Source organism: Gemmatimonas aurantiaca (genome assembly GCF_037190085.1).
In the GTDB taxonomy this organism is placed as follows: Bacteria; Gemmatimonadota; Gemmatimonadetes; order Gemmatimonadales; family Gemmatimonadaceae; genus Gemmatimonas; species Gemmatimonas aurantiaca_A.
Window position 1 is genome coordinate 1,023,690 of sequence record NZ_JBBCJO010000005.1, and the last position, 24,351, is coordinate 1,048,040.

Annotated in this window: 18 protein-coding genes; 7 read left to right on the forward strand and 11 right to left on the reverse strand. The window is 65.9% G+C overall.

Annotation, left to right across the window (positions count from 1 at the left end):
• Window positions 1-9 precede the first annotated feature (9 nt).
• The 6 genes from paaZ to paaG are packed head-to-tail and all read right to left on the reverse strand — an operon-like array spanning window position 10 to window position 6,502.
• Window positions 10-2,076, reverse strand: a complete 2,067-nt coding sequence (gene paaZ, locus WG208_RS10175; RefSeq protein ID WP_337171232.1) for a phenylacetic acid degradation bifunctional protein PaaZ — start codon at window positions 2,074-2,076, stop codon at window positions 10-12.
• Window positions 2,076-2,687: a transferase hexapeptide repeat family protein gene (locus WG208_RS10180; RefSeq protein ID WP_337171233.1), complete on the reverse strand. Its 612-nt coding sequence runs from the start codon at window positions 2,685-2,687 to the stop codon at window positions 2,076-2,078. Before WG208_RS10180 ends, paaZ begins: the two co-directional genes overlap by 1 nt.
• A 43-nt stretch (window positions 2,688-2,730) precedes the next feature.
• A complete protein-coding gene (pcaF, locus tag WG208_RS10185; RefSeq protein ID WP_337171258.1) occupies window positions 2,731-3,969 on the reverse strand; it encodes a 3-oxoadipyl-CoA thiolase in 1,239 nt (412 codons plus the stop codon).
• A gap of 32 nt (window positions 3,970-4,001) precedes the next feature.
• A complete protein-coding gene (locus WG208_RS10190; RefSeq protein WP_337171234.1) occupies window positions 4,002-4,481 on the reverse strand; it encodes a hotdog fold thioesterase in 480 nt (159 codons plus the stop codon).
• Window positions 4,478-5,689: a 3-hydroxyacyl-CoA dehydrogenase NAD-binding domain-containing protein gene (locus WG208_RS10195; protein ID WP_345786983.1), complete on the reverse strand. Its 1,212-nt coding sequence runs from the start codon at window positions 5,687-5,689 to the stop codon at window positions 4,478-4,480. The genes WG208_RS10190 and WG208_RS10195 overlap by 4 nt, the downstream gene beginning before the upstream one ends.
• Window positions 5,690-5,704: 15 nt before the next feature.
• A complete protein-coding gene (paaG, locus tag WG208_RS10200; RefSeq protein ID WP_337171236.1) occupies window positions 5,705-6,502 on the reverse strand; it encodes a 2-(1,2-epoxy-1,2-dihydrophenyl)acetyl-CoA isomerase PaaG in 798 nt (265 codons plus the stop codon).
• Window positions 6,503-6,717: 215 nt separating this feature from the next.
• Here paaG and WG208_RS10205 point away from each other — a divergent pair, with 215 nt between their 5' ends.
• On the forward strand, window positions 6,718-8,853 hold the full coding sequence (locus WG208_RS10205; RefSeq protein WP_337171237.1) for a transketolase C-terminal domain-containing protein: 2,136 nt from the start codon (window positions 6,718-6,720) through the stop codon (window positions 8,851-8,853).
• A 256-nt stretch (window positions 8,854-9,109) separates the two neighbouring features.
• Window positions 9,110-10,705, forward strand: coding sequence for an Ig-like domain-containing protein (locus WG208_RS10210; protein ID WP_337171238.1), 1,596 nt, complete (start codon window positions 9,110-9,112; stop codon window positions 10,703-10,705).
• A 234-nt stretch (window positions 10,706-10,939) separates the two neighbouring features.
• Here WG208_RS10210 and WG208_RS10215 read toward each other — a convergent pair whose 3' ends face one another.
• A complete protein-coding gene (locus WG208_RS10215) occupies window positions 10,940-11,431 on the reverse strand; it encodes a polymorphic toxin type 46 domain-containing protein (protein WP_337171239.1) in 492 nt (163 codons plus the stop codon).
• A gap of 183 nt (window positions 11,432-11,614) precedes the next feature.
• Between WG208_RS10215 and WG208_RS10220 the strand changes: the two genes are divergently transcribed.
• The 3 genes from WG208_RS10220 (at window position 11,615) to WG208_RS10230 (ending at window position 15,528) form a co-directional block, all read left to right on the forward strand.
• Window positions 11,615-13,900 (forward strand): protein kinase, encoded by a 2,286-nt coding sequence (locus WG208_RS10220; RefSeq protein ID WP_337171240.1) that lies wholly within the window; start codon window positions 11,615-11,617, stop codon window positions 13,898-13,900.
• A 129-nt stretch (window positions 13,901-14,029) separates the two neighbouring features.
• A complete protein-coding gene (locus WG208_RS10225; RefSeq protein WP_337171241.1) occupies window positions 14,030-14,812 on the forward strand; it encodes an enoyl-CoA hydratase/isomerase family protein in 783 nt (260 codons plus the stop codon).
• Window positions 14,812-15,528 carry an alpha/beta hydrolase gene (locus WG208_RS10230; protein WP_337171242.1) on the forward strand — a complete coding sequence of 239 codons (717 nt, stop codon included), beginning with the start codon at window positions 14,812-14,814 and terminating at the stop codon, window positions 15,526-15,528. Before WG208_RS10225 ends, WG208_RS10230 begins: the two co-directional genes overlap by 1 nt.
• Window positions 15,529-15,553: 25 nt before the next feature.
• Here the strand turns inward: WG208_RS10230 and WG208_RS10235 are convergent, their stop codons facing one another.
• On the reverse strand, window positions 15,554-16,579 hold the full coding sequence (locus WG208_RS10235) for a putative sugar O-methyltransferase (protein WP_337171243.1): 1,026 nt from the start codon (window positions 16,577-16,579) through the stop codon (window positions 15,554-15,556).
• A gap of 181 nt (window positions 16,580-16,760) precedes the next feature.
• Here WG208_RS10235 and WG208_RS10240 point away from each other — a divergent pair, with 181 nt between their 5' ends.
• A complete protein-coding gene (locus tag WG208_RS10240; RefSeq protein ID WP_337171244.1) occupies window positions 16,761-17,813 on the forward strand; it encodes a zinc ribbon domain-containing protein in 1,053 nt (350 codons plus the stop codon).
• 30 nt (window positions 17,814-17,843) lie between these two features.
• Here the strand turns inward: WG208_RS10240 and WG208_RS10245 are convergent, their stop codons facing one another.
• The 3 genes from WG208_RS10245 to WG208_RS10255 all read right to left on the reverse strand — a co-directional run bounded on the left by WG208_RS10245 (window position 17,844) and on the right by WG208_RS10255 (window position 22,206).
• Window positions 17,844-18,218: a hypothetical protein gene (locus WG208_RS10245; RefSeq protein WP_337171245.1), complete on the reverse strand. Its 375-nt coding sequence runs from the start codon at window positions 18,216-18,218 to the stop codon at window positions 17,844-17,846.
• 66 nt (window positions 18,219-18,284) lie between these two features.
• Complete coding sequence (locus tag WG208_RS10250) at window positions 18,285-20,195, reverse strand: glycoside hydrolase family 3 N-terminal domain-containing protein (RefSeq protein WP_337171246.1); 1,911 nt, start codon at window positions 20,193-20,195, stop codon at window positions 18,285-18,287.
• Window positions 20,196-20,271: 76 nt separating this feature from the next.
• Complete coding sequence (locus WG208_RS10255; RefSeq protein ID WP_337171247.1) at window positions 20,272-22,206, reverse strand: Xaa-Pro dipeptidyl-peptidase; 1,935 nt, start codon at window positions 22,204-22,206, stop codon at window positions 20,272-20,274.
• Between the two features lie 158 nt (window positions 22,207-22,364).
• On the opposite strand from WG208_RS10255, the gene WG208_RS10260 reads away from it, so the two are divergent.
• On the forward strand, window positions 22,365-24,351 hold a 1,987-nt coding region (locus WG208_RS10260), incomplete at its 3' end, for a sodium-translocating pyrophosphatase (protein ID WP_337171248.1).

Sequence of the window (24,351 nt, forward strand, 5' to 3'; positions counted from 1 at the left end):
GCAGGTCCCTCAGGATACCTGCGCAGGGGCCTTGACGTCACCACGCGCCACCAGCGTCAGGATCGAGTAGACCGCGACCGCCTCGTCGTTCTGGTTGAACACCTCCACGTCCCACTCCACCACACCCTGCGGGATGGTGCCTTCGGGCACGTCCTTGGCCGTCTTCTGCTTCACGGTCAGACGCACATGAATGGTGTCACCGGGATACACGGGCTTCGTGAAACGCAGTTTCTCGAGACCGTAGTTGGCGAGCACCGGACCGAGGTCGGGATCGACGAACAGACCGGCCGCCGCCGACACCACGAAGTACCCGTGCGCCACCCGTCCTTCGAACACGCCGTTGCTGCGCGCATGCTCGTCGTTCATGTGCGCATAGAACGTATCGCCGCTCAATGCCGCGAACGCTTCCACATCGGCCAGCGTGATCTGACGCGACTTCGTGATGATCGTATCGCCCACCTGCAACTGATCGAACGTCTTCCGGAACGGATGCACCGTGTCCTTCACTTCCTCGGCGCCCTTCGTCCATTCGCGCGTGATGGCGGTGAGCATGCTCGGACTTCCCTGCAACGCCACCCGCTGCAGATAGTGCGTCACCCCGCGCGCACCGCCCATTTCCTCGCCACCACCGGCACGCCCCGGGCCGCCATGCACGAGATTCGGCAACGGGGAGCCATGCCCGGTGCTCTCCTTCGCACTGGAGCGATCGAGCACCAGCAGACGACCGTGGTACGGTGCCACGCCCAGCACCACCTTCTGCGCCACCGCCGGATCGGCCGTCACCAGTGAACCCACGAGCGAGCCGCGCCCCAGACGCGCGAGTTGCACGGCTTCATCGAGCGTCCGGTACGGCATCACGGTGTTCACCGGTCCGAACGCTTCGATATCGTGCGGTTCGAGACGGGTGAGCGGATCGGCGCAGTACAGCAGTTCGGGCGAATAGAACGCGCCTTTGCTACGATCGGCGCCCACCACCGCGAAGTCGTCATTGCCGTACACACGCTCGGCTGCGGCACGGATGCGGGCCGCGCTCTCACCCACCGAACGCACCTGACTGGCCGATGCGAGCGGTCCCATGCGCACACCCTCCGCCGTCGGACTGCCGATGGTGGTGCTGGCCAACCGCTTCGACACCGCCTTGATCACCTCTTCCTCGAGTCCGCTGGGCACGATCGTGCGACGGATGGCCGTACACTTCTGACCGGCCTTGGTGGTCATCTCGCGCACCACCTCCTTCACGAACAGATCGAACTCCTCGGTGCCCGGCGTGGCATCGGGGCCAAGAATGCAGCAGTTGAGCGAATCGGCCTCCATGTTGAAGCGCACGGAGTTGGCCACGATCGACTTGCTCTGACGCAGCTTCTGGCCGGTGGACGCCGAACCGGTGAAAGCCACCACGTCCTGCTCTTCCACGTGTTCGAGCAGATCGCGCGCATCGCCGCAGATGAGCTGCAGGGCGCCTTCCGGAAACTCGCCCGTCTCGATGATCGCCCGGAACACCGCTTCGGTGAGATGACTGCCCGTGGTGGACGGCTTCACGATGCAGGGCACACCGGCCACCAGCGCCGGCGCCAGCTTCTCGAGCATGCCCCACACGGGGAAGTTGAAGGCATTGATGTGTACCCCCGCGCCTTCGAGCGGCACCAGAATGTGCCGCCCCACGAAGGTCCCGCCCTTCGACAGCGGTTCGGTGGGCCCTTCCACATGGAAGCGCTCGTTCGTGAATTCACGACGCCCACGGCTGGCATAGGCGAAGAACGTGCCGATACCGCCCTCGATGTCGACCCACGAATCGGTGCGTGTGGCACCGGTCATGTACGACAGGGGATAGAACTCTTCCTTGCGCGCCATGAGCGCCTGGGCCACGCGCTTGAGACGCACCGCCCGTTCATGGAACGTGAGGTCGCGCAGCCGGGGACCGCCCGCCGTCCGGGCATAGTTCAGCATCGCCCTGAAATCGAGTCCATGACTCGACGCATCGCCGATCTTCTCGCCGGTCACCGCATCGATCAGATCCGTGCGCGGGCCCGTGCCCGTGACCCACTCGCCAAGGGCGTAGTTCTGCACCGTCAACATCAACCGTATTCCTCGCGTGAGCGCTGGGTGTCCTGCCAGTTCTTGAGCATCGCCATCTGGTTCGGCCGGTCGGCGGGCAGGCTGCGCAACGGTTCCACCTCGCGCCACGATGCCCGCATGGCCGCCGGCAACTGCTGATACAGCGCCGTGCCTTCGGTTTTCCATGCCAGCATCTCGTCGCTGACATCCTTCACGATCCGGGCCGGGTTGCCGACCACCACCTTGCGCGGTGGAATCTCCATGCCGGTGGGCACGAAGCAGAGCGCGCCGAGGATGCAGCCGCTCCCCACCACCGCATTGTCCATCACCACGGCGTTCATGCCCACGAGGGCGTTCGCGCCGATGCGTGCACCGTGCACGACGGCGCCGTGTCCGATGTGCGCCGAGGCTTCGAGCGTCACGACCACGCCGGGGAACATGTGCACCGTGCAGTTCTCCTGCACATTGCAACCGTCCTCGATCACGATGCCGCCCCAGTCGCCCCGAATCGCGGCCCCCGGGCCGACGTACACATCCTTGCCGATGATCACATTGCCCGTGACCGTCGCCTGCGGATGAATGAACGCCGATTCGTCGATGACCGGGATGAATCCGTCGAACGCGTAGATCATGAATGTCTCGTACAACCGTGCATGGAGAGTATCGGAGAGCGCATCACGCGCGCTCGAGCACCATGGCGAAGCCTTGGCCCACGCCGATGCACATGGTGCACAGCGCATACCGTCCGCCGCTGATCTGCAACTGCCGTGCAGCCGACAACGCGATGCGCGCCCCGCTCATGCCGAGCGGATGGCCAAGGGCGATCGCACCACCGTTCGGATTCACCCGCGGATCGTCATCGGCGATGCCGAGTTCGCGTACACACGCGAGCGATTGCGCCGCGAAAGCCTCGTTCAGCTCGATCACATCCATCTGATCGAGTGTGAGGCCGGCCCGTTCGAGCACGAGGCGCGTGGACGGCACCGGCCCCATGCCCATGATACGCGGTTCCACACCCGCCGCGGCCGACGCGACCACGCGGGCGATGGGGGTGAATCCGTGTGTCTTCACTCCCCGATCCGATGCCAGCAGCAACGCTGCCCCACCGTCATTGAGCCCGCTGGAGTTGCCGGCCGTGACACTGCCCTGCCCATCGTGGCGGAAGGCCGGCTTGAGGCGGGCCAATGTCTCCATGGTGGTGTCGGGACGCAGAAATTCATCGTCCCGCACCACGACCGGATCGCCCTTCTTCTGCGGAATCGACACCGGCGCGATTTCCTGCGCGAATCGTCCGCTGCTGCGTGCCGCGGCGGCTTTCTGCTGCGAGCGCACGGCAAACGCGTCCTGGTCGGCACGTGTGACACCGTACTGGCTGGCCACGTTCTCCGCCGTCTCGCCCATGCTGTCGGTGCCGTGCATGGCCTTCATGCGCGGATTCACGAAGCGCCATCCCAGACTGGTGTCGAACAGCTGCACGTCGCGCGCGAACGGCGTGCTGCCCTTGGACAGCACAAAAGGCGCGCGGGTCATGCTCTCCACGCCCCCGGCGATGTACACATCACCCTCACCGGCACGGATGGCACGCGCCGCGGAGGCGATCGCATTGAGTCCCGACGCACAGAGGCGGTTCACCGTCTCTCCCGGCACCGTCACCGGCAGGCCGGCCAGCAGCGCCGACATGCGCGCCACGTTGCGATTGTCCTCGCCGGCCTGGTTGGCGCAGCCGAGAATGACATCGACGATCGCGCTCGTGTCGAAACCAGGATTGGCCTGCTGCACGCGGGTCACGAGTGCGCCGATCACGTGCGCGCCGAGATCGTCGGCCCGCACGGCACTCAACGCACCACCGAGATTTCCGACGGGGGTACGCACCCCATCGACGATCCACGCTCCCTGAAGTCCTTCACTCTGCATCGTGTACCCTGATCCGAAGTTCCGGTGATGACTCACCTGGATGATTCACCTGAGGACTCACCCGATGGTTCCCGTGACACTGCCTGCGACACCACCGGCGATATCACATGCGGGCGCGTCGTGCGATACACCGTGCCGCGAAAATACCCCACCGCCACATCGTCCTGATTGGTGACCGTCACCTCGCAGAACGCGAGGCGGTTGGTCGTGCTCTGCTCGACCGCCGCGGCCGTGAGCACATCACCCGGACGCACGGCCACCGGGAAGCTGATGCTGCAGTCCACCGCCACGCTGAGCATCCCACGGGCGTTGGTGGCAAACGCGAATGCGCTGTCGGCGAACGCGAACAACACCCCGCCGTGCAAGGTGCCGAATCCGTTCACCATGTCGGCCCGCACCGGCATGCGGATGACCGAACGTCCCACGGCCGCTTCGAGCACCTCGGCGCCCATCCACTGCGAGAAGGCGTCGTGTTCCATGAGATGCTGCACCACGGCCGCCGCATCGCTCACGAATCCCGCCGCGCATCGGAGGAAGACGGAGACGGAGACCCGGACAGCGGAGTTCCCGCGGCCACCGCACGCCGGAGGCGCACGCTGGCCCGGTACCGCATGTCACCGCTCTCCCGATACAACGCATCGAGTCGCGCGAGCACCGTCGCCGCGCCGATGGCGTCACCCCACGCGAGCAGGCCACGGGGATAATTCACCCCGGTGGTCATGGCCAGTTCCACGTCCTCCGGCGTGCCGAGCTGCAGATGCACAAAATCCACGGCCTCGTTCACCAGCATGGCCAGCACACGATCGACGATGGCCTGACCGAGCGCCGCATCTTCGGTGGGCGCGGGCTTCGTCGCACCGTCACGGTGATCGTAGAAGCCACGCCCCGTTTTTTTGCCCAGCCATCCGGCTTCGACGAGACGCTGCTGCTGCAGACTGGGCCGATAGCGCGGGTCCTGAAACATGCCATCGTACACCGAACGGGTGACGGCGAAATTCACGTCGAGCCCGATGAAATCCATGAGTTCGAACGGTCCCATGCGGAATCCACCGATCGTGCGCAGCGCCCAGTCGATCGTGGCGGCATCGGCAATGCCCTCTTCGCGGATGCGCAGCGCTTCGCCGTAAAACGGACGGGCCACCCGGTTGACCAGAAAGCCCGGAGTATCGGCCGCCATCACGGTGACCTTCTTCCACGACGTGACCAGCGCACGTGCGGCCGCAGCCACCGACCTGTCGGTGGTGATGGCCGGAATGATCTCCACCAGCGGCATGACCGGCGCCGGATTGAAGAAATGCACGCCCACCACGCGATGGCTGCCACGACAGGCGCCGGCAATGGCCGCGATCGACAGCGACGATGTGTTGCTGGCGAGGATGGTGTCGTCGGCCACCACGGTTTCGAGGGCGCGGAAGAGTTCCTGCTTCACGGCCAACTGCTCGACGATGGCTTCGATGACGATGCCACAATCGGCGAACGCCGCGAGTTGTGCGGTCTCCACACCTTCCACGTACGTGAAACGCCCCAGCACCGCATCGCCGGCCTCGCGCGTGAGCCGACCTTTCTCCACGTCACGCGCGATGGCCTTCTCGTGTCCCGCACGCGCGCGCGGCAACGCGGCGGCAAACGCATCGGCGAGCACCACCTCGTGGCCGAACATCGCCGCCACCTGCGCGATGCCCGCACCCATGGCGCCCGCACCCACCACACCCACTTTCATCAGCGCCATCGCGAATCAGGCCCCGCGATAGACTGGCGCGCGCTTCTCAAGAAACGCCCGGACCCCTTCTTCGTAGTCGGCCGTGCGTCCCGCTTCGTGCATGGCCTGTGCTTCCACGTCGAGCTGCGCGTCGAGATCGTTGCCGAACGACGCATTCATCGCCCGTTTGGTGAGCCCGAACCCGCGCGTCGCCTGCGTGGCCAGCTGTTTCGCCAGCTTCTGCACGGTGTCCATCAGGTCGGCCCTGGGCGCCACATCCCAGATGAGTCCCCATGCTTTGGCCTGTGCCGCGCCCATCTTCTCGGCGAGAAAGAACATGCCCGTGGCCCGCTGCACCCCCACCAGACGCGGCACGAAGAACGTACCGCTGGTGTCGGGGATGAGGCCCAGCTTGGCGAAGCTCTCCACAAAACTCGCCTCCTCCGCTGCGATCGTGATGTCGCACGCGAACGCCAGGTTCGCGCCCGCACCGGCGGCGATGCCATTCACCGCGCACAACACCGGCTTCTCCAGCGAACGGATCGCCCGGATGACCGGGTTGTAGCAGATCTTCACGATCTCACCGATGTCCGGCATCGGTCCCCCATCCTGCGGCAGCGCCTCCGCGAGGTCCTGACCGGCGCAGAACCCGCGTCCCGCGCCCGTAAGGACCACTGCACGCACCGTCGGATCGTCCGCGGCCCGACGCAGCGCATCCTGCAGCGCGAACGCCATTTCGCGATTGAAGCTGTTGAGAACATCGGGGCGGTTCAGCGTCAGCGTGAGGACGCCATCCGCCTGTTCAACGAGGAGAGAAGAGGAGGAAGCAGACATCCGCGAAAGGTAGCATGCGACCATATCCGCTGCTGGTTGCCGTCGGATACGATTCACGTCCGGAGCCCCACCCGTCGTCCCACATTGCGTGACACGCATCGGGGGGCGCATCGCGGGATGCGTGCAGCGTGACACACGGGAACTCCCCGATTTCCCGGGCGCGAATGCCTGTGCAAACTCCCGATTCGGCGGCGCATCGGGCAAATTATCAGGCTATGCCTGCCAAGACTGCTGCACGACCCGCCGCGCGAAGCGCGAAGCCCATCACCGTGACACCGCGCGCCGGATTCGACTGGCGCCGGATCGCGTACCATACGCTGGTCTCGCGCGCGCTCGACGATGTCGAAGAAACCACGAATCGCAATCGCACGAGTGTGCCGCGTGAACATCTGGTGCTCTACCAGTTCTCCGCGCGCGGTCATGACATGGCGCAGGTCATCCTCGGCTCGCTGCTGCAGGGGCCGCACGACGGCGCGGGTGCGTATTACCGCTCCCGTCCGCTGCTGCTGTCGCTGGGTCTGAGCATCGCCGATGCGTTCGGCAGCCCCCTCGGCCGTGCCGGGGGGTTCAGCGATGGCCGCGATATCGGCGTCGTCTGCAACCTGGCCAGCCCCGAGCGATGCACCGTGCTGCCGATGGCCGGTGACGTGGGTTCGCAGTACACCCCCGCGGCCGGCTGGGCGCAGAGCATCCTCTATCATCGCGACACGCTGAAGGATGGCTCGTACGCCACGAGCATGAGCGTCGCCCTCGGCGGTGATGCCTCGGTGGCGACCAGTGGATTCTGGGCCGCGCTCACCATGGCGACCACGCTCAGGTTGCCGATGTTGTTCTACATCGAGGACAACAACCTCGGCATCAGCGTGCGCGGTGACATGCAGACACCGGGCGCGGACATCGCGAAGAACCTCGCGTCCTTCGGCAATCTCTTCATCCGCAACGGCAGCGGCATCGATCCGCACGAAGCCGCAGGCCTGCTCGAGGAAGCCGTCAATCACATCCGGAGCGGCAAGGGGCCTGCCCTGGTGCGGCTCACCGTCCCCCGGCTGTCGAGTCATTCGGGTCCGGACAATCAGAAGGGTTACCGCACCGAGGACGAAATTGCGGTCGATGTGGGGCGGGACCCATTGCCACGACTGCGCGACTATCTCGTGCCCTCACTACTCAGCGAAAGCGAGTGGGCCGACCTGGAAGCCGAAGTGGCGCGCGATGTGCAAGCGGGCCTCGACGCGGCGCGAGCGCGTCCGATGCCGGATCCGGCCACCGTGGCGCTGCATGTGTACGCCGAACCGGCCTTCGACGGACAGGCCATGGGCGGACTCACGCCAGACGAGCGCGCGGCGCTGCCTGGAACGGAAACGCCATCGGACGACGGGGAACTGCTGCGCTTCGCCGAGGCGGTGCGTCGGACCCTGCGGCGGGAACTGGCCGTGAACCCCAAAGTGGTGGTGTTCGGCGAAGACGTGGGCCGGAAGGGCGGCGTGCACCTCGTCACCGAAGGGCTGCAGAAGCAATTCGGTGCCGAGCGTGTCTTCGACACCAGTCTGAGTGAGGAAGGCATCATCGGGCGGGCGGTCGGCATGGCGGTGAGCGGACTCATGCCGGTGGCCGAGATCCAGTTCCGCAAATACGCCGATCCGGCCACGGAGCAGCTCAACAACTGCGGCACGATGCGCTGGCGCACGGCCAACCAGTTCGCGGCGCCGATCGTGGTGCGCATGCCGGGCGGTTTTGGCAAGGATGTGGGCGACCCCTGGCATTCGCTGAGCGACGAAGTGCGGTTTGCGCACGCCTACGGCTGGCAGGTGGCAATTCCGTCCAATGCCGCCGACGCGGTAGGGTTGCTTCGCACCGCCATGCGCAGCCCCAACCCCACCATCTACTTCGAGCATCGTTCGCTGCTCATGACGGGCGACGGCAGCGCCCGGTACCCGGGGGACGACTACGTCATTCCATTCGGCAAGGCGCGCCTGGTGCAGGCCGGCACCGACCTCACGCTGGTCTCCTGGGGAGCCATGGTGCACCGCTGCGTGGAAGCGATGGCGGGGCTGGAGGGCCGGGTGGAACTGCTCGATCTCAGGACCATCGCGCCCTGGGACCGTGAGGCCGTGCTTTCCTCGGTCAGAAAGACCGGTCGGTGCCTGATCGTGCACGAAGACAATCTGTCGGCCGGGTTTGGCGCCGAGATCGCGGGCACGCTGGCGCAGGACGCGTTCTGGTTCCTGGATGCCCCTATCGAGCGCCTGGCTCCCCGGGATATCCCGGTCCCCTATCACCCGGACCTTCTGGCGGAGGTGGTTCCCACGCCGGAGCGCATCCGGGCCTCCATCGACGCTCTGCTGGTTGCCTGACGCCTTTCCGAACCCTATTGGGCACTCCGGGGTATGACCGCCACCCGGGCGGGCGATTTGTGAACGGCCTCACCCTTGGTGGGGCCGTTTTTGTGCCGGATGGGTGATGTTGGGCACAATATGTCTCTCAGGTGATATATCGCACAGAAAGGCGTGGGCTTACTTTTGTCCCAGTCCATTCGTCCGGTTCGTACCTGACGGAGGGACACGGGTAGTGTCTGGACCCGTCATAATCTGCTCATAACCAGAGGTTTCCATGAAGACAAAGCTGGTCGGAATCTCGCTGCTGGCCGCTATTGCAGCGGTACCGACGGCCCATGCTCAGGGCCTTGGCGAACGTATTGAAGTCGGCGTGTTCGGGCAGTACACCAAGCTCGACGCGGACCTGCGGATGAAGCGGGACGTCTTCGGCGGCGGTGGCCGCATCGGGATGTCCATTTACAAGTGGCTTGGTGTCGAGGGCGACATCAACCTCGGCAAGACCGAAGCCACCCGCAATCCATTCGAGAAGATCACCTATCGGCCGTTCCGGGCCCTGGGTACGCTGACGGTTCCCGTCACGTCGTCCAAGAAGACGTCGCTCATCCTTGGCGTTGGCTATCTGAACTCGGTGTTCGCGAATCGGGCCACGGCCAACGAATACGAAGACGGCTTCGCGACCCAGCTCGGCGTCAAGATCTGCGGCAGCGGCAAGTGGGGCACCCGGATCGACGGGCTGTGGGACTTCAACCCGTCGCCCAACGAACAGCCGCTCGATGGCACGTCCAGCAACGGTTCCCTGCGTGTCGGTGTGACGTACGCGCTGCGTGGTGCCTGCGCCGGAGAGGGTGAGACGTTCGATTGGGCACTGCGTATCGACCCGGCGAGCGCCACGGTGAACCGCGGCACGGACCGTCAGTTCGCGCTCAGCGCGGCGGACGCGAAGAGCCGTCCGATCGAGCTCCGCAACGTGCAGAACCTCACCTGCTCGTCGAGCGATGCCTCGGTCGCCACGGTGGACAACACCGGCAAGGTGACGGCGGTGAAGGCCGGTACGGCCACGATCACCTGCCGCGGCACGGTGAAGAAGCTGGATCGGACCGCGTCGTCGACCGTGACGGTGCCGGCGCCGGATTGGAACCTGACGCTGTCGCCGAGCAGTGGCTCGACGGATGTGGGCAAGACGCTGTCGTTCACGTCGCGTGCGGTGGATGCGGACAACGCCGATCTGGGCGCGGTGACGTGGTCGTCGGCCAACCCGTCGATCGCCTCGGTGAACAACGGCACGGTGACGTGCAACGCGGCCGGCACGACGACCATCACGGTCTCGAAGACGGCCTACGGCACGACGAAGACGCAGCAGGCGACGGTGGAGTGCAAGGCTCTGCCCGCGGCCCGCGTGGCGTTCGACACGACGCTGTTCAGCTTCGATAAGGCGGTGGTGCTGAAGGCGGGCAACGACACGCTCAAGGTCATCGTCGACGTGATGAAGCGGAACCCGAACATCCGCATCTCGATCGAAGGCCACACCGACTGGTACGGCTCGGAGTCGTACAACAACAAGCTGGCCAAGTCGCGTGCGGAAGCGGTGTACAACCAGCTGATGAAGGTGGCCGGTGCCGACGCCGCGTCCCTCCGCGGTCGTGTGGTGTGGTCGAGCTTCGGCGAGCAGTGCATCCTGGTGCGCAACGGCGATACGGAGCAGGAACCGCCGCCGGCGCGTCGTCCGCGGGTGTCGGCCGCGAACCGTCAGGCGCAGGCGGCCAACCGCCGCGTCGAGATCTGGCAGTTGCTCGATGGACAGGGCGCCCCGACGAGCTGCCGCTCGGAAGGTGAGCGCGCGGGCCGTCGGAGCTTCGGGGATCTGAAGTAAGCGATCCTGCTGACAGAACCGGCCCCGGAGCGTTGCTCCGGGGCCGGTTTTGTTTTGGGGCGGATGCGGGTCGTGTCACACAAGCGGTGGCGGTGCTTGAACTCGCCAGGGATTTATTGCTTGCGCGCGCAGGTGCGTAGTGCGGTCCTGTTGGATGAGTGCGTGCCGCGCACACACGGGCGGCTCCCGTATTGATCGGGGAGAAGGCTATCCCGATCACAATGGATCACAACGTCACGCAATGAACCGGAGGTACCGATTCATGTTCGGAATCAGGTACTGCAATCCCCCGCCACTCGCCAGGACCTTTCGATCGATGATGGACCACATGTCGGCCGCAGGCCCGCAGGTCGACTCCAGTACCTCCCCTTCGGGAACCGTGACCAGGACCTCGTATCGATACAGTGTCTTGGGCAGGACTTTCGGAGACGTCCGCAGGTTTCCCGAGGAGGAAACGCCCAGTCGCTCCATGGGAATTCCGGCCCTGGTGAAGTACGAGGCCCGGTACGGTGAAACCCGCGGGTCCTTGAAACCCACGAGCTGCGTTCCCACCGGCAGAGACGGAACACTGACAGGTCGGGAGAAATCGATGCACCGTATCTCACTCAGGATCCGGTCCGGACGCGTTGGATAGTGCTGCTGCAGAAACGTGCGTGCCGTTCGGACACGACCCTGGACTTCCTGCGATTTGTGGGCCCACTGGGCAAGCCAAGTGTTCAAGTCCATCGCCTCTTCCCTCTGATGACCAGCGTACCGGAAACATGAAGGACCGCCGGAACGATCTCGTTGACAAGTAGGCGACGGGCGTGAGTGCCTGCAAGGCGACGAACGGCGGATGCCAACAGGCAGAGGCCCGGAAAGCGCGGTAAGTTCGGGCACTCCCGCCCCCCTTTCGCCCCCGTTCGAACGATGATCTCCCCCACGGCCCCGGCTTCACCCGCCACGAGCAGCGACCCGCTGCTCGAACGACTGCGCCTGTCGACAGCGGGTACGTACGACATCGCCGGCGAACTCGGACGGGGAGGCATGGCGGTGGTGTATCTCGCGCACGATCTCAAGCTGGATCGGCGTGTGGCCATCAAGGTGATGGATCCGCGGTTGAGTCTCACACCGGGTATGTCCGATCGTTTCCTGCTCGAGGCACGCATCGCGGCGCGGCTGCAGCACCCGAACATCATCGTCGTGCACGACATCCAGCAGGATCACGAGCTCTCGTATTTCGTGATGAGCTTCGTGGAAGGCATGGCCGCCGATCACCTGTGTCAGCAGGCCACGCCTGTGGCCATCGACGATGTCCGGTGGATCGTGGCCGGTGCCGCGCGCGCACTGGCCCACGCGCACGCCGAAGGCATCGTCCATCGCGACATCAAGCCGGCCAACATTCTGGTGAATGTGAAGGGCGATGTGATCCTGACCGACTTCGGGATCGCCAAGGCCCTCGGCGGCACATCGCTCACGCAAACGGGCACGCAGGTAGGCACCCCGTCGTACATGAGCCCCGAGCAGTTCACCGAGAAACCGGTGGGGCCGCCGTCGGATCAGTACTCGCTCGGCGTGACGGCGTATGTGCTACTCACGGGCAGATTGCCGTTCAGCGGAGAGTTGTACCAGCTCATTCTCGCACACAGCAACCAGGTCCCAACGCCTGTGCGCGAACTCCGCCCCGATTGTCCGGCGTTTCTTGCCGATGCCGTCATGCGCATGCTGGAGAAGGAACCGGCGCAGCGTTGGCCGTCGCTGCACGATCTGGCTGACGCAGTGTCGGAGTCGCTGCCGGCCAACGGCGGACGCGCCCTGGCGGCTGCGGCGCGTCTGGTGCAACAACAGCGTGCACAGGAAGTCCCCGCACTGATGGCACTCACGCCGGTGAGCCCGGTGCCGGCAGGGCGCTCGCCCTCCACTCCGCCGCCGTCAACGCCGGTGCCCGCCCCTCCGCCGGCACCGGTGATCGCGGCGCTACGACTGGACGCCAACAGTTTCGATGCGGAAGTCGGGGCCTCGTTCACGCTGCCGTTGCACGCGTTCGACGCGAATGGTGCGCCCGTGTCCACCACCGGACTGGACGTGCTGCTCGATCGGCCTGACGCCATCGCGGTGGATGTCGGATCGTGGCTGGTGGAGCCGCGACTGCCTGGTGACACCAGACTGATCGTGGCACCGCGTCATGCCTTCGCGTCAGGCGGAACGCCAGCCATTCGTGCGAGTTGTGTCATTCGTGTTCGCGCGGCGTCGACGGTGGCCGCGCCCGAGGCAGCAACGCCTGTTACGCCCCAGGCGGCGCCCCAGGCAGCAACGCCGGTTGCGCCACCCTCACCACGAAGGACAAAGCCCGTCATGCTGATCGCCGGCGGACTGGCGGCGGCAGCACTGGCATTCATCGTATACCGCCAGAGCGCCGGCACACCGGACGCCGCAGGCACCAGCGCCGCGACGGAAACCACGGTGGCCCAGCCCACCACATCATTGCCCACCACTCCAGCGACAGACACCCCGGACAGCACGGTGGTGATGTCATCGATCGATGCATCGCGCGCCGGCACCACCGCAGCCGATACCCCATCGGCTCCGCCCTCAGCGCGCGCCATGGCATCCGGGACGCCGTCGAATCGCCCGGCGCCATCCGTATCGGCGCCCAACACACAGAAGGGTGGTGCGTCGCCCGGTGCCGATCGGTCCACCAGAAGTGCTTCGCGAACGGCTGTTCCGACCGAATCTCAGAACAGCCCGGGCGCGCGTATCGAGCCCGATGCTGCGACCGCACGCGCCTCGGCCTATGCAGAACCTGAAGTCGCACGGTCCGCGCCCACCGCGCCGCCGCCGACACCATCCGAGCCCACGACTGCGAACACCACGCCACCCGTCGGTGAGGCACCACGATTGCCGTCCGCCGCCGAGATGCGTCAGGCAGCTTCAGACCTGTTCAATGCGCTGCGCGCCACGAAGGGTGCCTCCGTCCGGGAGATCGCGAATTTCTTTCGCGATGGCGACGATCATCGTATGGCGATGGTGGGCACCGTGAAGATCATGGAAGGTCGCACCACCAGTCGCGCGCAGTTCGAGTTGCAGGTCTCCAAGCGCGACTTCTCGGGGCGACAGGCCGTGGGCATCGCGTTGGTCACGTTCTTCGCCGAGCGTCGCGACGGGCAGGTCGTCCCCGCTCTCGAATCCGTCGGCCCCATCTCGCGCGTGCGTTGAGCCTGCGCCAAGCGTGCGTTGAGCGTGCGTTGAGCGTGCACCGGGAAGTGGCCGATCCCGATGTCGGTCCGGGCGTCGTTCGATGCGCCACCCCGAGGAGTTCCCGATGCCGTCCGCTATCTTTTCATCATGACTCTCTCCCCCTCCCCCACCAACTCCGCGGACGGTTACGTCCGCACCGACCTCGCCAACGGCATCGGGCGCATCGAGTTCTTCCACCCCAAGAGCAACTCCCTTCCGGGTGTGCTGCTGCGTGAACTCGCCGCCACGGTCACCCGGGTGAGCCAGGACCCCGCCGTGCGCGTGATCGTGCTGCAAAGCGGCGGCACCGGCCCCTTCTGCGCGGGTGCATCGTTCGACGAACTCGCCTCGCTGTCGGAACCCGCACAGGGACAGCAGTTCTTCAGCGGCTTCGCGGGCGTGATCCTCGCCATGATCCGCGCGCCGCAGTTCGTCATCACACGCGTGCACGGCAAGGCCGCGGGCGGCGCGGTGGGCCTCATCTCGGCGTCCGACTTCAGCATGGCCGTGCGTACGGCGTCGGCCAAACTGAGTGAACTGGCCGTGGGCATCGGTCCCTTCGTGGTGGGGCCGGTGATCGAGAAGAAGCTCGGACTCGCGTCGTTCAGCCAGATGGCGGTGGACGCCGACTGGCGCGATGCCGCCTGGTGTGAACGTCGCGGGCTCTATGCCCGTCTCTACGACGATGTCGCGGCGCTCGATGCAGGAGTGGATCAGCTCGCGGCCACACTCGCACGCTCCAATCCCGATGCCATGGCGCAGATGAAGCAGGTGTTCTGGGCCGGCACGGAACAATGGGATGCGATGCTCGCCGAACGCGCGCACATGAGTGGCACCCTCGCGCTCTCACCGTTCACCCGGCAGGCCATCGCGGCCTTCAAGGGCAAGTGATGGCGCGGCCCTCGGTGCTGGTGGTGCACGGGGCCCTGGGCAGTGCGCAGCAGATGCAGCCCCTGGTGGACGCTCTGATGGCCTCGGGTCGGTTCACGTCGGCCCGCGCCATCGAGCTGCCGGGACATGGACACACGCCGCTCGATGAAGGGAAATCGTTCGGCATGGACACATTCGCCGACACCCTCGCCGGTACCGCGGTGGCGATGCGGGAGGACACGGGACATCTGCCCGTGGTCTTCGGTTACTCCATGGGCGGATACGCGGCCATGCTGCTGGCGTCGCGTAAGGCCGGTGTGATCGGCCCACTCGTGACGCTCGGAACGATGGTGCGCTGGACGCCGGCCATCGCCGAGCAGGCGGCGGCGCGGCTCGATCCGGCGGTGATTGCTGCCAAGGTACCGGCTTTCGCCGACACACTGGCAGCGCGTCACGAGGGAGCTGGCGGCTGGGAGCGCATGATGCAGCGCACGGCGACACTCCTGCGCGAGTTGGGCGATGCGCCGCCTCTCACGCACGCGGCATTTGGTACGATTCGGAGCCCTGTCCACCTGCTTGTCGGCGAGAAGGACGACAGCGTGACGCTGGGTGATTGCGAAGAGGTGGCGGCACTGATGCCCAACGCCCGCGCGTCACTGCTGCCTGGGGTTCCGCATCCCATCGAGCGGGTGCCCCTCGCGTCCATCGTGGATCTGGTCACCGAACTGGCGCACTGAACGCGCGGCGATGCGCAGACCGTGGCTACTGTCCCGGTTTGCGCACGCTCCGCAGTGTCTGAACCGCCACGTGCGAAGGATCGGTGGGAATCGTGCTCGCATACGCCACATCGATGATGCGGTTGCCGGCACCGAAGTGGCCCACTTCCTTGCGCAGGATATGCGTGGAGTTGTCCGGGGTCCATGACCGCGGGGTACGATGCCGCGCCAGCGTGCGCCAGGAGGTGGGGAAGTTCCAGTCGCCGACGAATACGAAATCGCGGGAGTTCGCGATGTAGGCGATGCCATGATCGGCAATCACCAGATCGAACCACGAGAGATAGTAGTCGACGCGCTCCTGGGTCATCTCCTGGAAGCTCTCGATGTTCATGACGACATCGAATCGCGCCGTCCCGAGGTGAGCAAGCTCCCAGGTCGGAATGAAGTACACATCGTAACTGCCGGGCTGGTATTCGTCGCCCCGCGCGAAGCTGCCGAATGTGAGTTCGGGAAATGCACCCCGGAGATACGCTTCGGCCGACACCAGGGAGATCGGCACCGCATCGAGCATCACGTATTCGATCTTGCCGGGAAAGAGACGCAGCAACATCTCTGGCACGCGGCCCCACCCGCCGCCGATCTCGACGATGCGGAACTTCGATCCGCTCGTGTCGCCCATGAAGGCCGTCAGTTCGAGCACGTCCATCACGCTGTACAGATCGGCGACCAGCCAGTTGTGCTGATAGATGTGATCGATGAAGTCGCCGTCGACGAGGCCGAGATGATCGATGGCCTTCAGATACCGGATCAGCTGAGCGATGAAGTCGCCCTGCCCCGTGACGGTGCGCGCTTCTTCCGGCGTGGAGCGGACGGGCAGGCGTCCCCAACCGACCCAGGCATGCACCATATCGCCCAACGTATGCAGATGCCCCGTCTGGAACGACCATTGTGGTCCCGGGCCCGTCAAGCCGGCAACGGCCGCCTGCGGTTCGAGATGATCGAGCAGGGCACGATCGAGAGGCTGATCCCAGCGCGACTCGGTCCAGCGGGGCAGCAAGGAGATGAGGCTCATGCGCGTAGACGAAAGGGGGCGAAAGAGGGAATTATCAGGAGGCGTCGAGCAGGACGCCAGAGGATACCCTTGAGACAATCGCCCGGCCGCGCCTTCCGACGGGCCGAGAGTGAGGTGCAATTTCCTCCGACGACGATTTCCTGCGGCCCCGAGTCGCGAATCCTCCTGCTCTGAACGTGCCATGTTTGGATCCTTTCGTGTTCCCGAGCGGCTCTTTGCCATCGCGATGTGGGCGGTCTCGATCATCTTCGCCGGTTTCCTCATCGGACTGGGCGGCAAGATCGTCGCGGAATTGCCGGGCGTCGAACAGGGGCTGAGTCTTCCCGAGTTCATCGATCCCGCCAAGCTGGTGCCGCTGCATGCCACGCGGGATTCGCTGCTGCAGGTGGAACGCAGTACGCGGGACGAGCGTGATCGCGCGTCGCAGCAGCATGCGGTGGCCCGCAACGCCTACACGTCGCAGCGCGAGAGCTTCGACGCCTGGGTCGCGACACGCCGGGCCACCACCGATCCGGCGCAGGATCCGGAAGTCCTGAGCCGCACACGCGCGCTCGACACGCTCAAGTCGACCGAGCGTGAAGCCGAGGCGCGGGTCGAGAAGCTGGACGAGACACTGCTGGCCATCACGCAGGCGCAGGAGGCGAATCGCGAAGCGGAGGTGGACCTCGAGATCGCCGCGCGCGGGAGCTTCGAGCGTGCACGATTCACGCAGGAACTCAAGGTGTTCGGCATCCGTCTCGCGCTCACGTTACCATTGCTGCTGATCGCCGGATGGCTGGTCGCGCGCAAACGCCGGAGCGAATACTGGCCGTTGCTGCGCGGGTTCGTGCTGTTTGCCGTATTCGCGTTTTTCGTGGAACTGGTGCCGTTCCTGCCCAGCTATGGCGGCTACGTGCGCTACGCCGTGGGGATCATCGCCTCTGGTGTGGCGGGTGTGTACATCATCCGCGCGATGCGCCGCTACCTCGCCCAGCGTCAACGTGTGGAGCAGCAGACCGAAGCCGAGCGACGCCGCGCCCTGCCCTACGAAGAAGCCCTCAAGCGCATCGACGCAGGGGTGTGCCCGGGATGTGAACGGCGCATTGCCACGGGCCCCAACGGCCCCGCCAACTTCTGCGTGCACTGCGGACTGCGCCTCTTCGATCAGTGTGGCGGCTGTCACACCCGCAAGAACGCGTTCTATCCGTATTGCCCGTCATGCGGCGTGCCCGCCGGGTCGGCGGACGCCGCATGACCGTGATGAACGCGCGGCCTGCCTGACCGGCTACTTGCGACGTTCGCCGGTGAACGTCGCGCCGCCCTGACCGGCAAAGTCCACGTCACCCTTCACATGATCGTCGTCGATGATCGTGCCGGTGAACGTGAGTGTGGTGCCGCCGCTGGTGTTCACGGCAAACGTGAAGCTTTTATCCTTCACGGTGCCCTTGAACGGCAACGCGCCCATGCGCGACGATTCGTACGTGCCGCTGATGGAATCGCCCTGCTGCTTCATGGTGACCGTGGGCGTGCCCGTGCCGTTCTCGGTGGTCACGGCGTAGGTCCATGTGCCGGTGAGGTTGGTGGCGAGCACCATCGCCGACGCAACCGTCGCCGAAATCGTGAGTGACGTGACGACGAACGCGGAACGTGAAAAGTTCATGAGAAGTGGTGAGGGGAGTACGATGTGAGTACCATGTGAGTACGGCCGATGCGTGACAGGTGGCGATCAGCGCCGCAATCCCGTCCCGAATGCCGCCACGCCCGGAATCGTGATCGGCAGCTGTCCGGTGATCGGGGTCTTGCCGAGCAGCGCCTGTCCCGCGGCGCGCTGCGACATGGTCCAGGGGCTCCAGGCGATGAGATGCACGTCGGTCAGCGGCAACCCCTGTGCGAGGTACGGGTTGTTGAAACTCACCAGCACCACACGTGTGCTCGCGGCCTTGAGTCCGTTGAGCAACTCCGGAAGCCCCGCAGTGGGTTTCATGTTGGCGGTGTTCGTGGCCGCGCCGATGTAACTCGACACGATCACCATGTCCGCACCCCGGGCGATCGCCAGCGCGTTCTCGACGGACGCCGGCAGAATGGTCGGATCGGGGCTCACCCGATACCCCCCGGTGTTGCCCGCGGCCGCACCGGCCGTGGCCTCGGCCACCACTTCGGGCGTGAGTGTGAGTGAAAGCAGCTGCGGGTACTGCGCCCGCAACTCGGCGTCGAGTCCACGTCCGGCCGCGATGTCCACCCGCGACGAGACCGTGATGCTCACCACCCGCGCGGTGCGCGGCATCCTGAACGGCACCAGTGACAGCGAGTCGCGCACCAGCGTGATGGATTTCTGTGCGGCCATCCGCGCCGGCTCGAGATTGGCCTGTGTGCCGACGTGCGCGCGGATGCCTTCCACCGACACGAGGCGCTCGCGATGCAGACCGAATTCGTGCTTGGCCATCAGCAGCTTGCGCACCGACTGGTTCAGACGGGCTTCGGTGACGCGTCCCGACGCAACCGCGTCCACGACGGCCTGAATGGATGCACGGGCGTCGGTGGGCATGAGCAGCACGTCGTTGCCCGCCTCCACGGCGCGCAGCGTGGCTTCCTGCATCGTGAGGCTGCCCATCACACCGTTCATGTCGAGCGCATCGGTGACCAGCAGTCCTTCGAAGTGCATGTCACGCCGCAGCAGATCGACCATCACGGCGCGACTGAGCGTGGCCGCGGTGTGCGTGGAGTCGAGCGCGGGCAGATCACCATGGAAGGTCATCATGCCGCGCAGACCCGCGTCGATGGCCGCCCGGAAAGGACGCAGCTCCACGCTGTCGAGACGTGCACGCGACACATTCACGCGCGACAGTTCGAGGTGCGAATTCTGCTCCGTGTCGCCGTGACCGGGAAAATGTTTGCCCGTGGCGAGCATCCCGTTCTCCTGCAGACCGCGCACCAGCGCCGCTCCCAGGCGCGCGACCAGCGCGGGATCTTCGCCGAACGACCGTCCACTGATGACGGGGTTCTTCGGATTGTTGTTGACGTCGAGCACCGGCGCGAACGCCATGTGGATGCCCATGGCACGACCTTCCACGGCCGTCACGCGTCCCATCTCGTAAGCCAGCTTCTCGTCGCGGGTGGCGCCGATGCCCATCTGATACGGGAAGGACGTGGCGCCGCCCAGTTCGATGGCATTGGGCAGGAACCATCCGCCACGCGCCCGGAACGCCGCGCCGGTTTCGAGATCCGCCCCCACCAGCAGCGGCAGCTTCGCCGCGCGCTGCAGGGCATTCACCTTGAGCACGATGTCGGCCGGTCCGCCCACCGAGATGATGATGCCGCCGAGTTCGAGCTCCCGCACCTGTCGTTCGATGGCGACATAGGCCGGCGCATCGACGGGGGTGTAGTCGCCGAGTGCCCACACCCACACCATCTGGGCCGCCTTCTGCCGCACCGAGAGCGTGGCGAGCACGGAGTCGGCCCAGCGTCCGTCCTCGCGCTGACTGGCCGCGGTGGGACGCGCCACCGACGCGGGCACGGGTTCGGCGATCGGACCCATGGATCCCGACGCACTCGAGGACGTCGTACCACCCGTCGCGCAGGCCGTGGCATGGCTCGCGAGCAGCAGCGCGGACACGGAAACCGACCAGCGTCGCTTCATGGGAAATTTCCGGCGTGTGAATGAGCGTGTGAATGCGATGAATGACATGACAGGCGAGACGAAGGGCTCGATGTGGCTACTGGATAGCGCGCTGCAGTGCGGGCAGCCCGCCCACGATGGGCAGCGAAAGCGCACTGCCATCGAGATCGAGCGTGAGCACCGTGCCCGGCGAGGGCCAGAGCGTGAAGTCGCGATCGCTGGACATGATCATGAGTCCGATGCGCTTGCCGGCCGGTACGATCTGATCGTCGGGTTCGAGATCGAACGACACGGTCACGAATTCGCCGGGCTTCAGTGGTTCGGACACCCGCAACGACTTTGCGTTCTGCGGATCGGCCCAGCCACGGGTGATGATCCCCGCATTGCCGTTGTTCGCCGCCGCACCGGCATTGGCGCCACCGGGCGGCGCGGGCCAGGGCAGTTCCACCAGCCACACCGACAGATTCGCGGCCGGTTTGCTGGACGACAATCGCAGCGTCACGCGAGCCGTGCCCGAGATATGCACAGGCTGCGTGAGGGTCGGCGTGGCGAACATCAGCCGATTGGGTGACGACGCCGCGGCGGCAAGCACGGCGCCGCTCTTGTCCACATCATCGGTGATCGTTTCCCGTCCCTGCCCACCCAGTGCGGTGAAAGCCAGGACCCCAACGGCACGTCCACCATTCCCCGGATACAACATCACCGGTGCGGCGGCCGGATTGGGATAGTCATCATACGGTGTGGGCGTCTGCCGATTGGCGCCTTCCCGCACCACAAACGCGCGCGGATCCTTTTCCACCCCGTTCTGCACACCGAGCAGGTACCGCGTGAACCAGCGGTTCATCATGGCCATCGGCGGCTCGCCGCCATGTCCGCCCTGATGGAAGTACATCTGCACCGGTACGTGATTGGCGCGGACGGCTTCGGCCATGAGCACCGTGTGCGACGGCATCACGTTCCAGTCGTTGAAGCCGTGGGCAGTCAACATCGCGGCGCGGATGCCTTTGGCCTGCGACAGATAGTCGCGGTTGATCCAGAAGTCGCTCAGGTCCCCGGTGCGGCGATCGATGCCTTTCCGCAGCACCGCGTCCCGCACCCGCTCGTTGCAGATGGCGCGCGTGGCCGGATTGCCACTCTGGACGTAGTCGTACAACACGTCCACGTCCTCGCCCTGATAACCGCCCGGCGCACGCACCAGGCCGTTGGAGCGGTAATAGCGATAGTAGGAATTGTTGGGGGAGACGGGGATGATGGCTTCGAGACCGGCCACGCCCGTGGTGGCCACCGCCACCGGCAGCGTGCCATTGAAGGAGGTCCCGATCATCCCCACCTTGCCCGTGGACCAGGTGGCGACCACCTGTTCCTGGCCGTCGACGGTGGTGTACCCCTTCGCACGACCGTTCAGCCAATCCACCACGGCCTTGGGCGCCAGCGATTCGTTCATGCCCCCGATGGTGACACATCCCTGGCTCAGCCCGGTCCCCGGGGACTCCGAGTGCACGACCGCGAACCCACGCGGGACCCAGGTGCGCACCTGCGAGGCGGAGATGCGGGTCCGGTTGGGATTGAATGGCACGCCCTTGCCCAGATTCCGCGGCGGAGGGTCGTCGCCCAGTTCCTGCTTCACGGGCCAGAAGACGTCGTCATTGCCCAGGGTCCCCGCGAAGTAGGGACTGGTCTCGTAGACCACCGGCACCTGGAGGCCGCTGGTGGTGGCGCCGGGTCGGGTCACGTCCACATGGACACGGTCGGGTTTGCCGTCGAAGTCCGAATCGAACTCCGTCTCCACCCAGAGGTGCTCGCGCACCCAGAGGGTCGTGTCGGCAAACGCCGGTGTGATCTGCGACTGCCCCTCGGCGATGGTGTACTGGGGCGGCAGTGCCGGGTAGGTGGTGGGATTTGCCCGTCCCGAGGGACCAGAGGGTCCGGGCGCGGGGCCTCCCGCGGGCCGGCAGGCGGCCAGGAGGGCGAGCAGTGACAGGGTGAACATGCGCATGCGCTGGAAGCTGCGGCGGAATCCGGGAGGGGACAAGCGCGCCGGGATCCGTATGGGATCCTGTACGGGAGGCGGAAAACACTGGCATCAGCCTGCTTTATCGGTGATCTTCCCCAGGCTGCCCCCCAATCGGCGCCCTGCGTGGGCCCCGGCGGGGGCCTCGGACGACACAATTCCCCTCCACGGAACTCTACGTGCTCGAGCAGTACGCCCTCATTCTCGCGCTCGTCTGCGCCGGCATTGCCATTGTGTATGGCATCGTGTCCGCGCGGTGGATCATTGCCCAACCCGCAGGCAATGAACGCATGCAGCAGATCGCCGGCGCGATCCAGGAAGGCGCTGACGCCTACCTGAAGCGTCAGTACCGCACCATCGCCATTGTCGGTGTGGTGCTCTTCCTCGCCGTGGGCCTCGGCCTCGGCAGCTGGATGACCGCGATCGGCTTCGCGATCGGCGCGATCCTCTCGGGTGTGGCCGGTTTCATCGGCATGTTCGTCTCGGTGCGCGCGAATTCGCGCACGGCGCAGGCGGCCACGAGTGGTCTGAACGCGGCGCTCAACATCAGCTTCAAGGGCGGCGCCATCACCGGCATGCTGGTCGTCGGACTCGGCCTGCTGGGCGTGGCCGGCTTCTACCTGGTGGTGATCGGCAATGGCAGCGGGGAAGACGCGATCAAGCACGCGCTCGAGCCGATGGTCGGTCTCGCGTTCGGCTCGTCGCTCATCTCCATCTTCGCGCGTCTGGGCGGCGGCATCTTCACGAAGGGCGCCGACGTCGGCGCCGACCTCGTGGGCAAGGTCGAAGCCGGCATTCCCGAGGACGATCCGCGCAACCCCGCCGTGATCGCCGACAACGTCGGTGACAACGTGGGTGACTGCGCCGGCATGGCGGCCGACCTGTTCGAGACGTACGCCGTGACCGTGATCGCCGCGATGCTGGTGGCCGGTCTCAGCTTCTCCACCTACGGCAACACCGGTGTGCTCTATCCGCTGGTGCTGGGCGCGGTGTCCATTCCCGCGTCCATCGTCGGCACGTTCTTCGTGCGTGTCTCGCCGGGTGGGAAAATCATGTCGGCGCTGTATCGCGGTCTGATCGTGTCGGGCGTGCTGGCGGCGATCGCGTTCTTCGCCGTGACGTCGATCATGTTCCCCGCCGATCAGTCCACACCGCTGTTCGTTTGCGCCATGATCGGCCTCGCGCTCACCGCGGCGCTGGTGGTGATCACCGAGTACTACACGGCCACCGAATACGGCCCCGTGCAGCAGATCGCCAAGGCATCGGAAACGGGTCACGGCACCAACGTGATCGCCGGTCTCGCGGTGTCGATGCGTTCCACCGCCGCCCCGGTGCTCGTGGTGGCGGCGGCCATCTACGGCTGCTATCAGATCGCGGGCCTGTACGGCGTGGCCATTGCCGCCACGTCCATGCTGTCCATGGCCGGCATGATCGTCGCGCTCGACGCGTACGGCCCCATCACCGACAACGCCGGTGGCATCGCCGAGATGAGCCACCTGGGTCCGGACATCCGCAAGATCACCGACGCGCTCGACGCGGTGGGCAACACCACCAAGGCCGTCACCAAGGGCTTCGCCATCGGCTCCGCGGTCATCGCCGCGGTCGCCCTGTTCGCGAGCTACATCGAGATCTCGGTCGGTGAGCTCGTGCCGTTCGAGCAGATCCGGGCGGCGATCCAGGAACCGGCGGGCATCTTCGCCCTGCCCGAGGCCCAGATCAACGTCGCCGACCCGCAGGTGTTCATCGGTCTGCTGATCGGCGGCTCGATCGCCTTCCTCTTCTCGGCGCTCGCGATCCGGGCGGTGAGCCGCACGGCGGCGACCGTCGTGCAGGAGGTGCGCAAGCAGTTCGCCGACGGCGGGATCATGGCCGGGACCAAGAAGCCCGACTACGGCCCGGTCATCGACATCTGCACCGCGGCGTCGCTGCGGGAGCTCGCCACCCCGGCGCTGCTCGCCGTCCTCACGCCGCTGATCATCGGCTTCGGCATCGGCTACATGGCCCTCGGCGCGTTCCTCGCCGCGGTCATCCTCACCGGGCAGCTCATGGCCAACTACCTGAGCAACGCCGGTGGTGCGTGGGACAACGCGAAGAAGTACATCGAGGACGGCCACGAGGGCGGCAAGGGCTCGGAGGCCCACAAGGCCGCGGTCATCGGCGACACCG

What these genes read in the sequence shown, in the direction of transcription:
- paaZ (WP_337171232.1), bottom strand. Translation starts at nt 2,076, where the DNA reads ATGTTGACGGTGCAGAACTACGCCCTTGGCGAGTGGGTCACGGGCACG.
- WG208_RS10180 (WP_337171233.1), bottom strand. Translation starts at nt 2,687, where the DNA reads ATGATCTACGCGTTCGACGGATTCATCCCGGTCATCGACGAATCGGCG.
- pcaF (WP_337171258.1), bottom strand. Translation starts at nt 3,969, where the DNA reads ATGCAGAGTGAAGGACTTCAGGGAGCGTGGATCGTCGATGGGGTGCGT.
- WG208_RS10195 (WP_345786983.1), bottom strand. Translation starts at nt 5,689, where the DNA reads ATGAAAGTGGGTGTGGTGGGTGCGGGCGCCATGGGTGCGGGCATCGCG.
- paaG (WP_337171236.1), bottom strand. Translation starts at nt 6,502, where the DNA reads ATGTCTGCTTCCTCCTCTTCTCTCCTCGTTGAACAGGCGGATGGCGTC.
- WG208_RS10205 (WP_337171237.1), top strand. Translation starts at nt 6,718, where the DNA reads ATGCCTGCCAAGACTGCTGCACGACCCGCCGCGCGAAGCGCGAAGCCC.
- WG208_RS10210 (WP_337171238.1), top strand. Translation starts at nt 9,110, where the DNA reads ATGAAGACAAAGCTGGTCGGAATCTCGCTGCTGGCCGCTATTGCAGCG.
- WG208_RS10215 (WP_337171239.1), bottom strand. Translation starts at nt 11,431, where the DNA reads ATGGACTTGAACACTTGGCTTGCCCAGTGGGCCCACAAATCGCAGGAA.
- WG208_RS10220 (WP_337171240.1), top strand. Translation starts at nt 11,615, where the DNA reads ATGATCTCCCCCACGGCCCCGGCTTCACCCGCCACGAGCAGCGACCCG.
- WG208_RS10225 (WP_337171241.1), top strand. Translation starts at nt 14,030, where the DNA reads ATGACTCTCTCCCCCTCCCCCACCAACTCCGCGGACGGTTACGTCCGC.
- WG208_RS10230 (WP_337171242.1), top strand. Translation starts at nt 14,812, where the DNA reads ATGGCGCGGCCCTCGGTGCTGGTGGTGCACGGGGCCCTGGGCAGTGCG.
- WG208_RS10235 (WP_337171243.1), bottom strand. Translation starts at nt 16,579, where the DNA reads ATGAGCCTCATCTCCTTGCTGCCCCGCTGGACCGAGTCGCGCTGGGAT.
- WG208_RS10240 (WP_337171244.1), top strand. Translation starts at nt 16,761, where the DNA reads ATGTTTGGATCCTTTCGTGTTCCCGAGCGGCTCTTTGCCATCGCGATG.
- WG208_RS10245 (WP_337171245.1), bottom strand. Translation starts at nt 18,218, where the DNA reads ATGAACTTTTCACGTTCCGCGTTCGTCGTCACGTCACTCACGATTTCG.
- WG208_RS10250 (WP_337171246.1), bottom strand. Translation starts at nt 20,195, where the DNA reads ATGAAGCGACGCTGGTCGGTTTCCGTGTCCGCGCTGCTGCTCGCGAGC.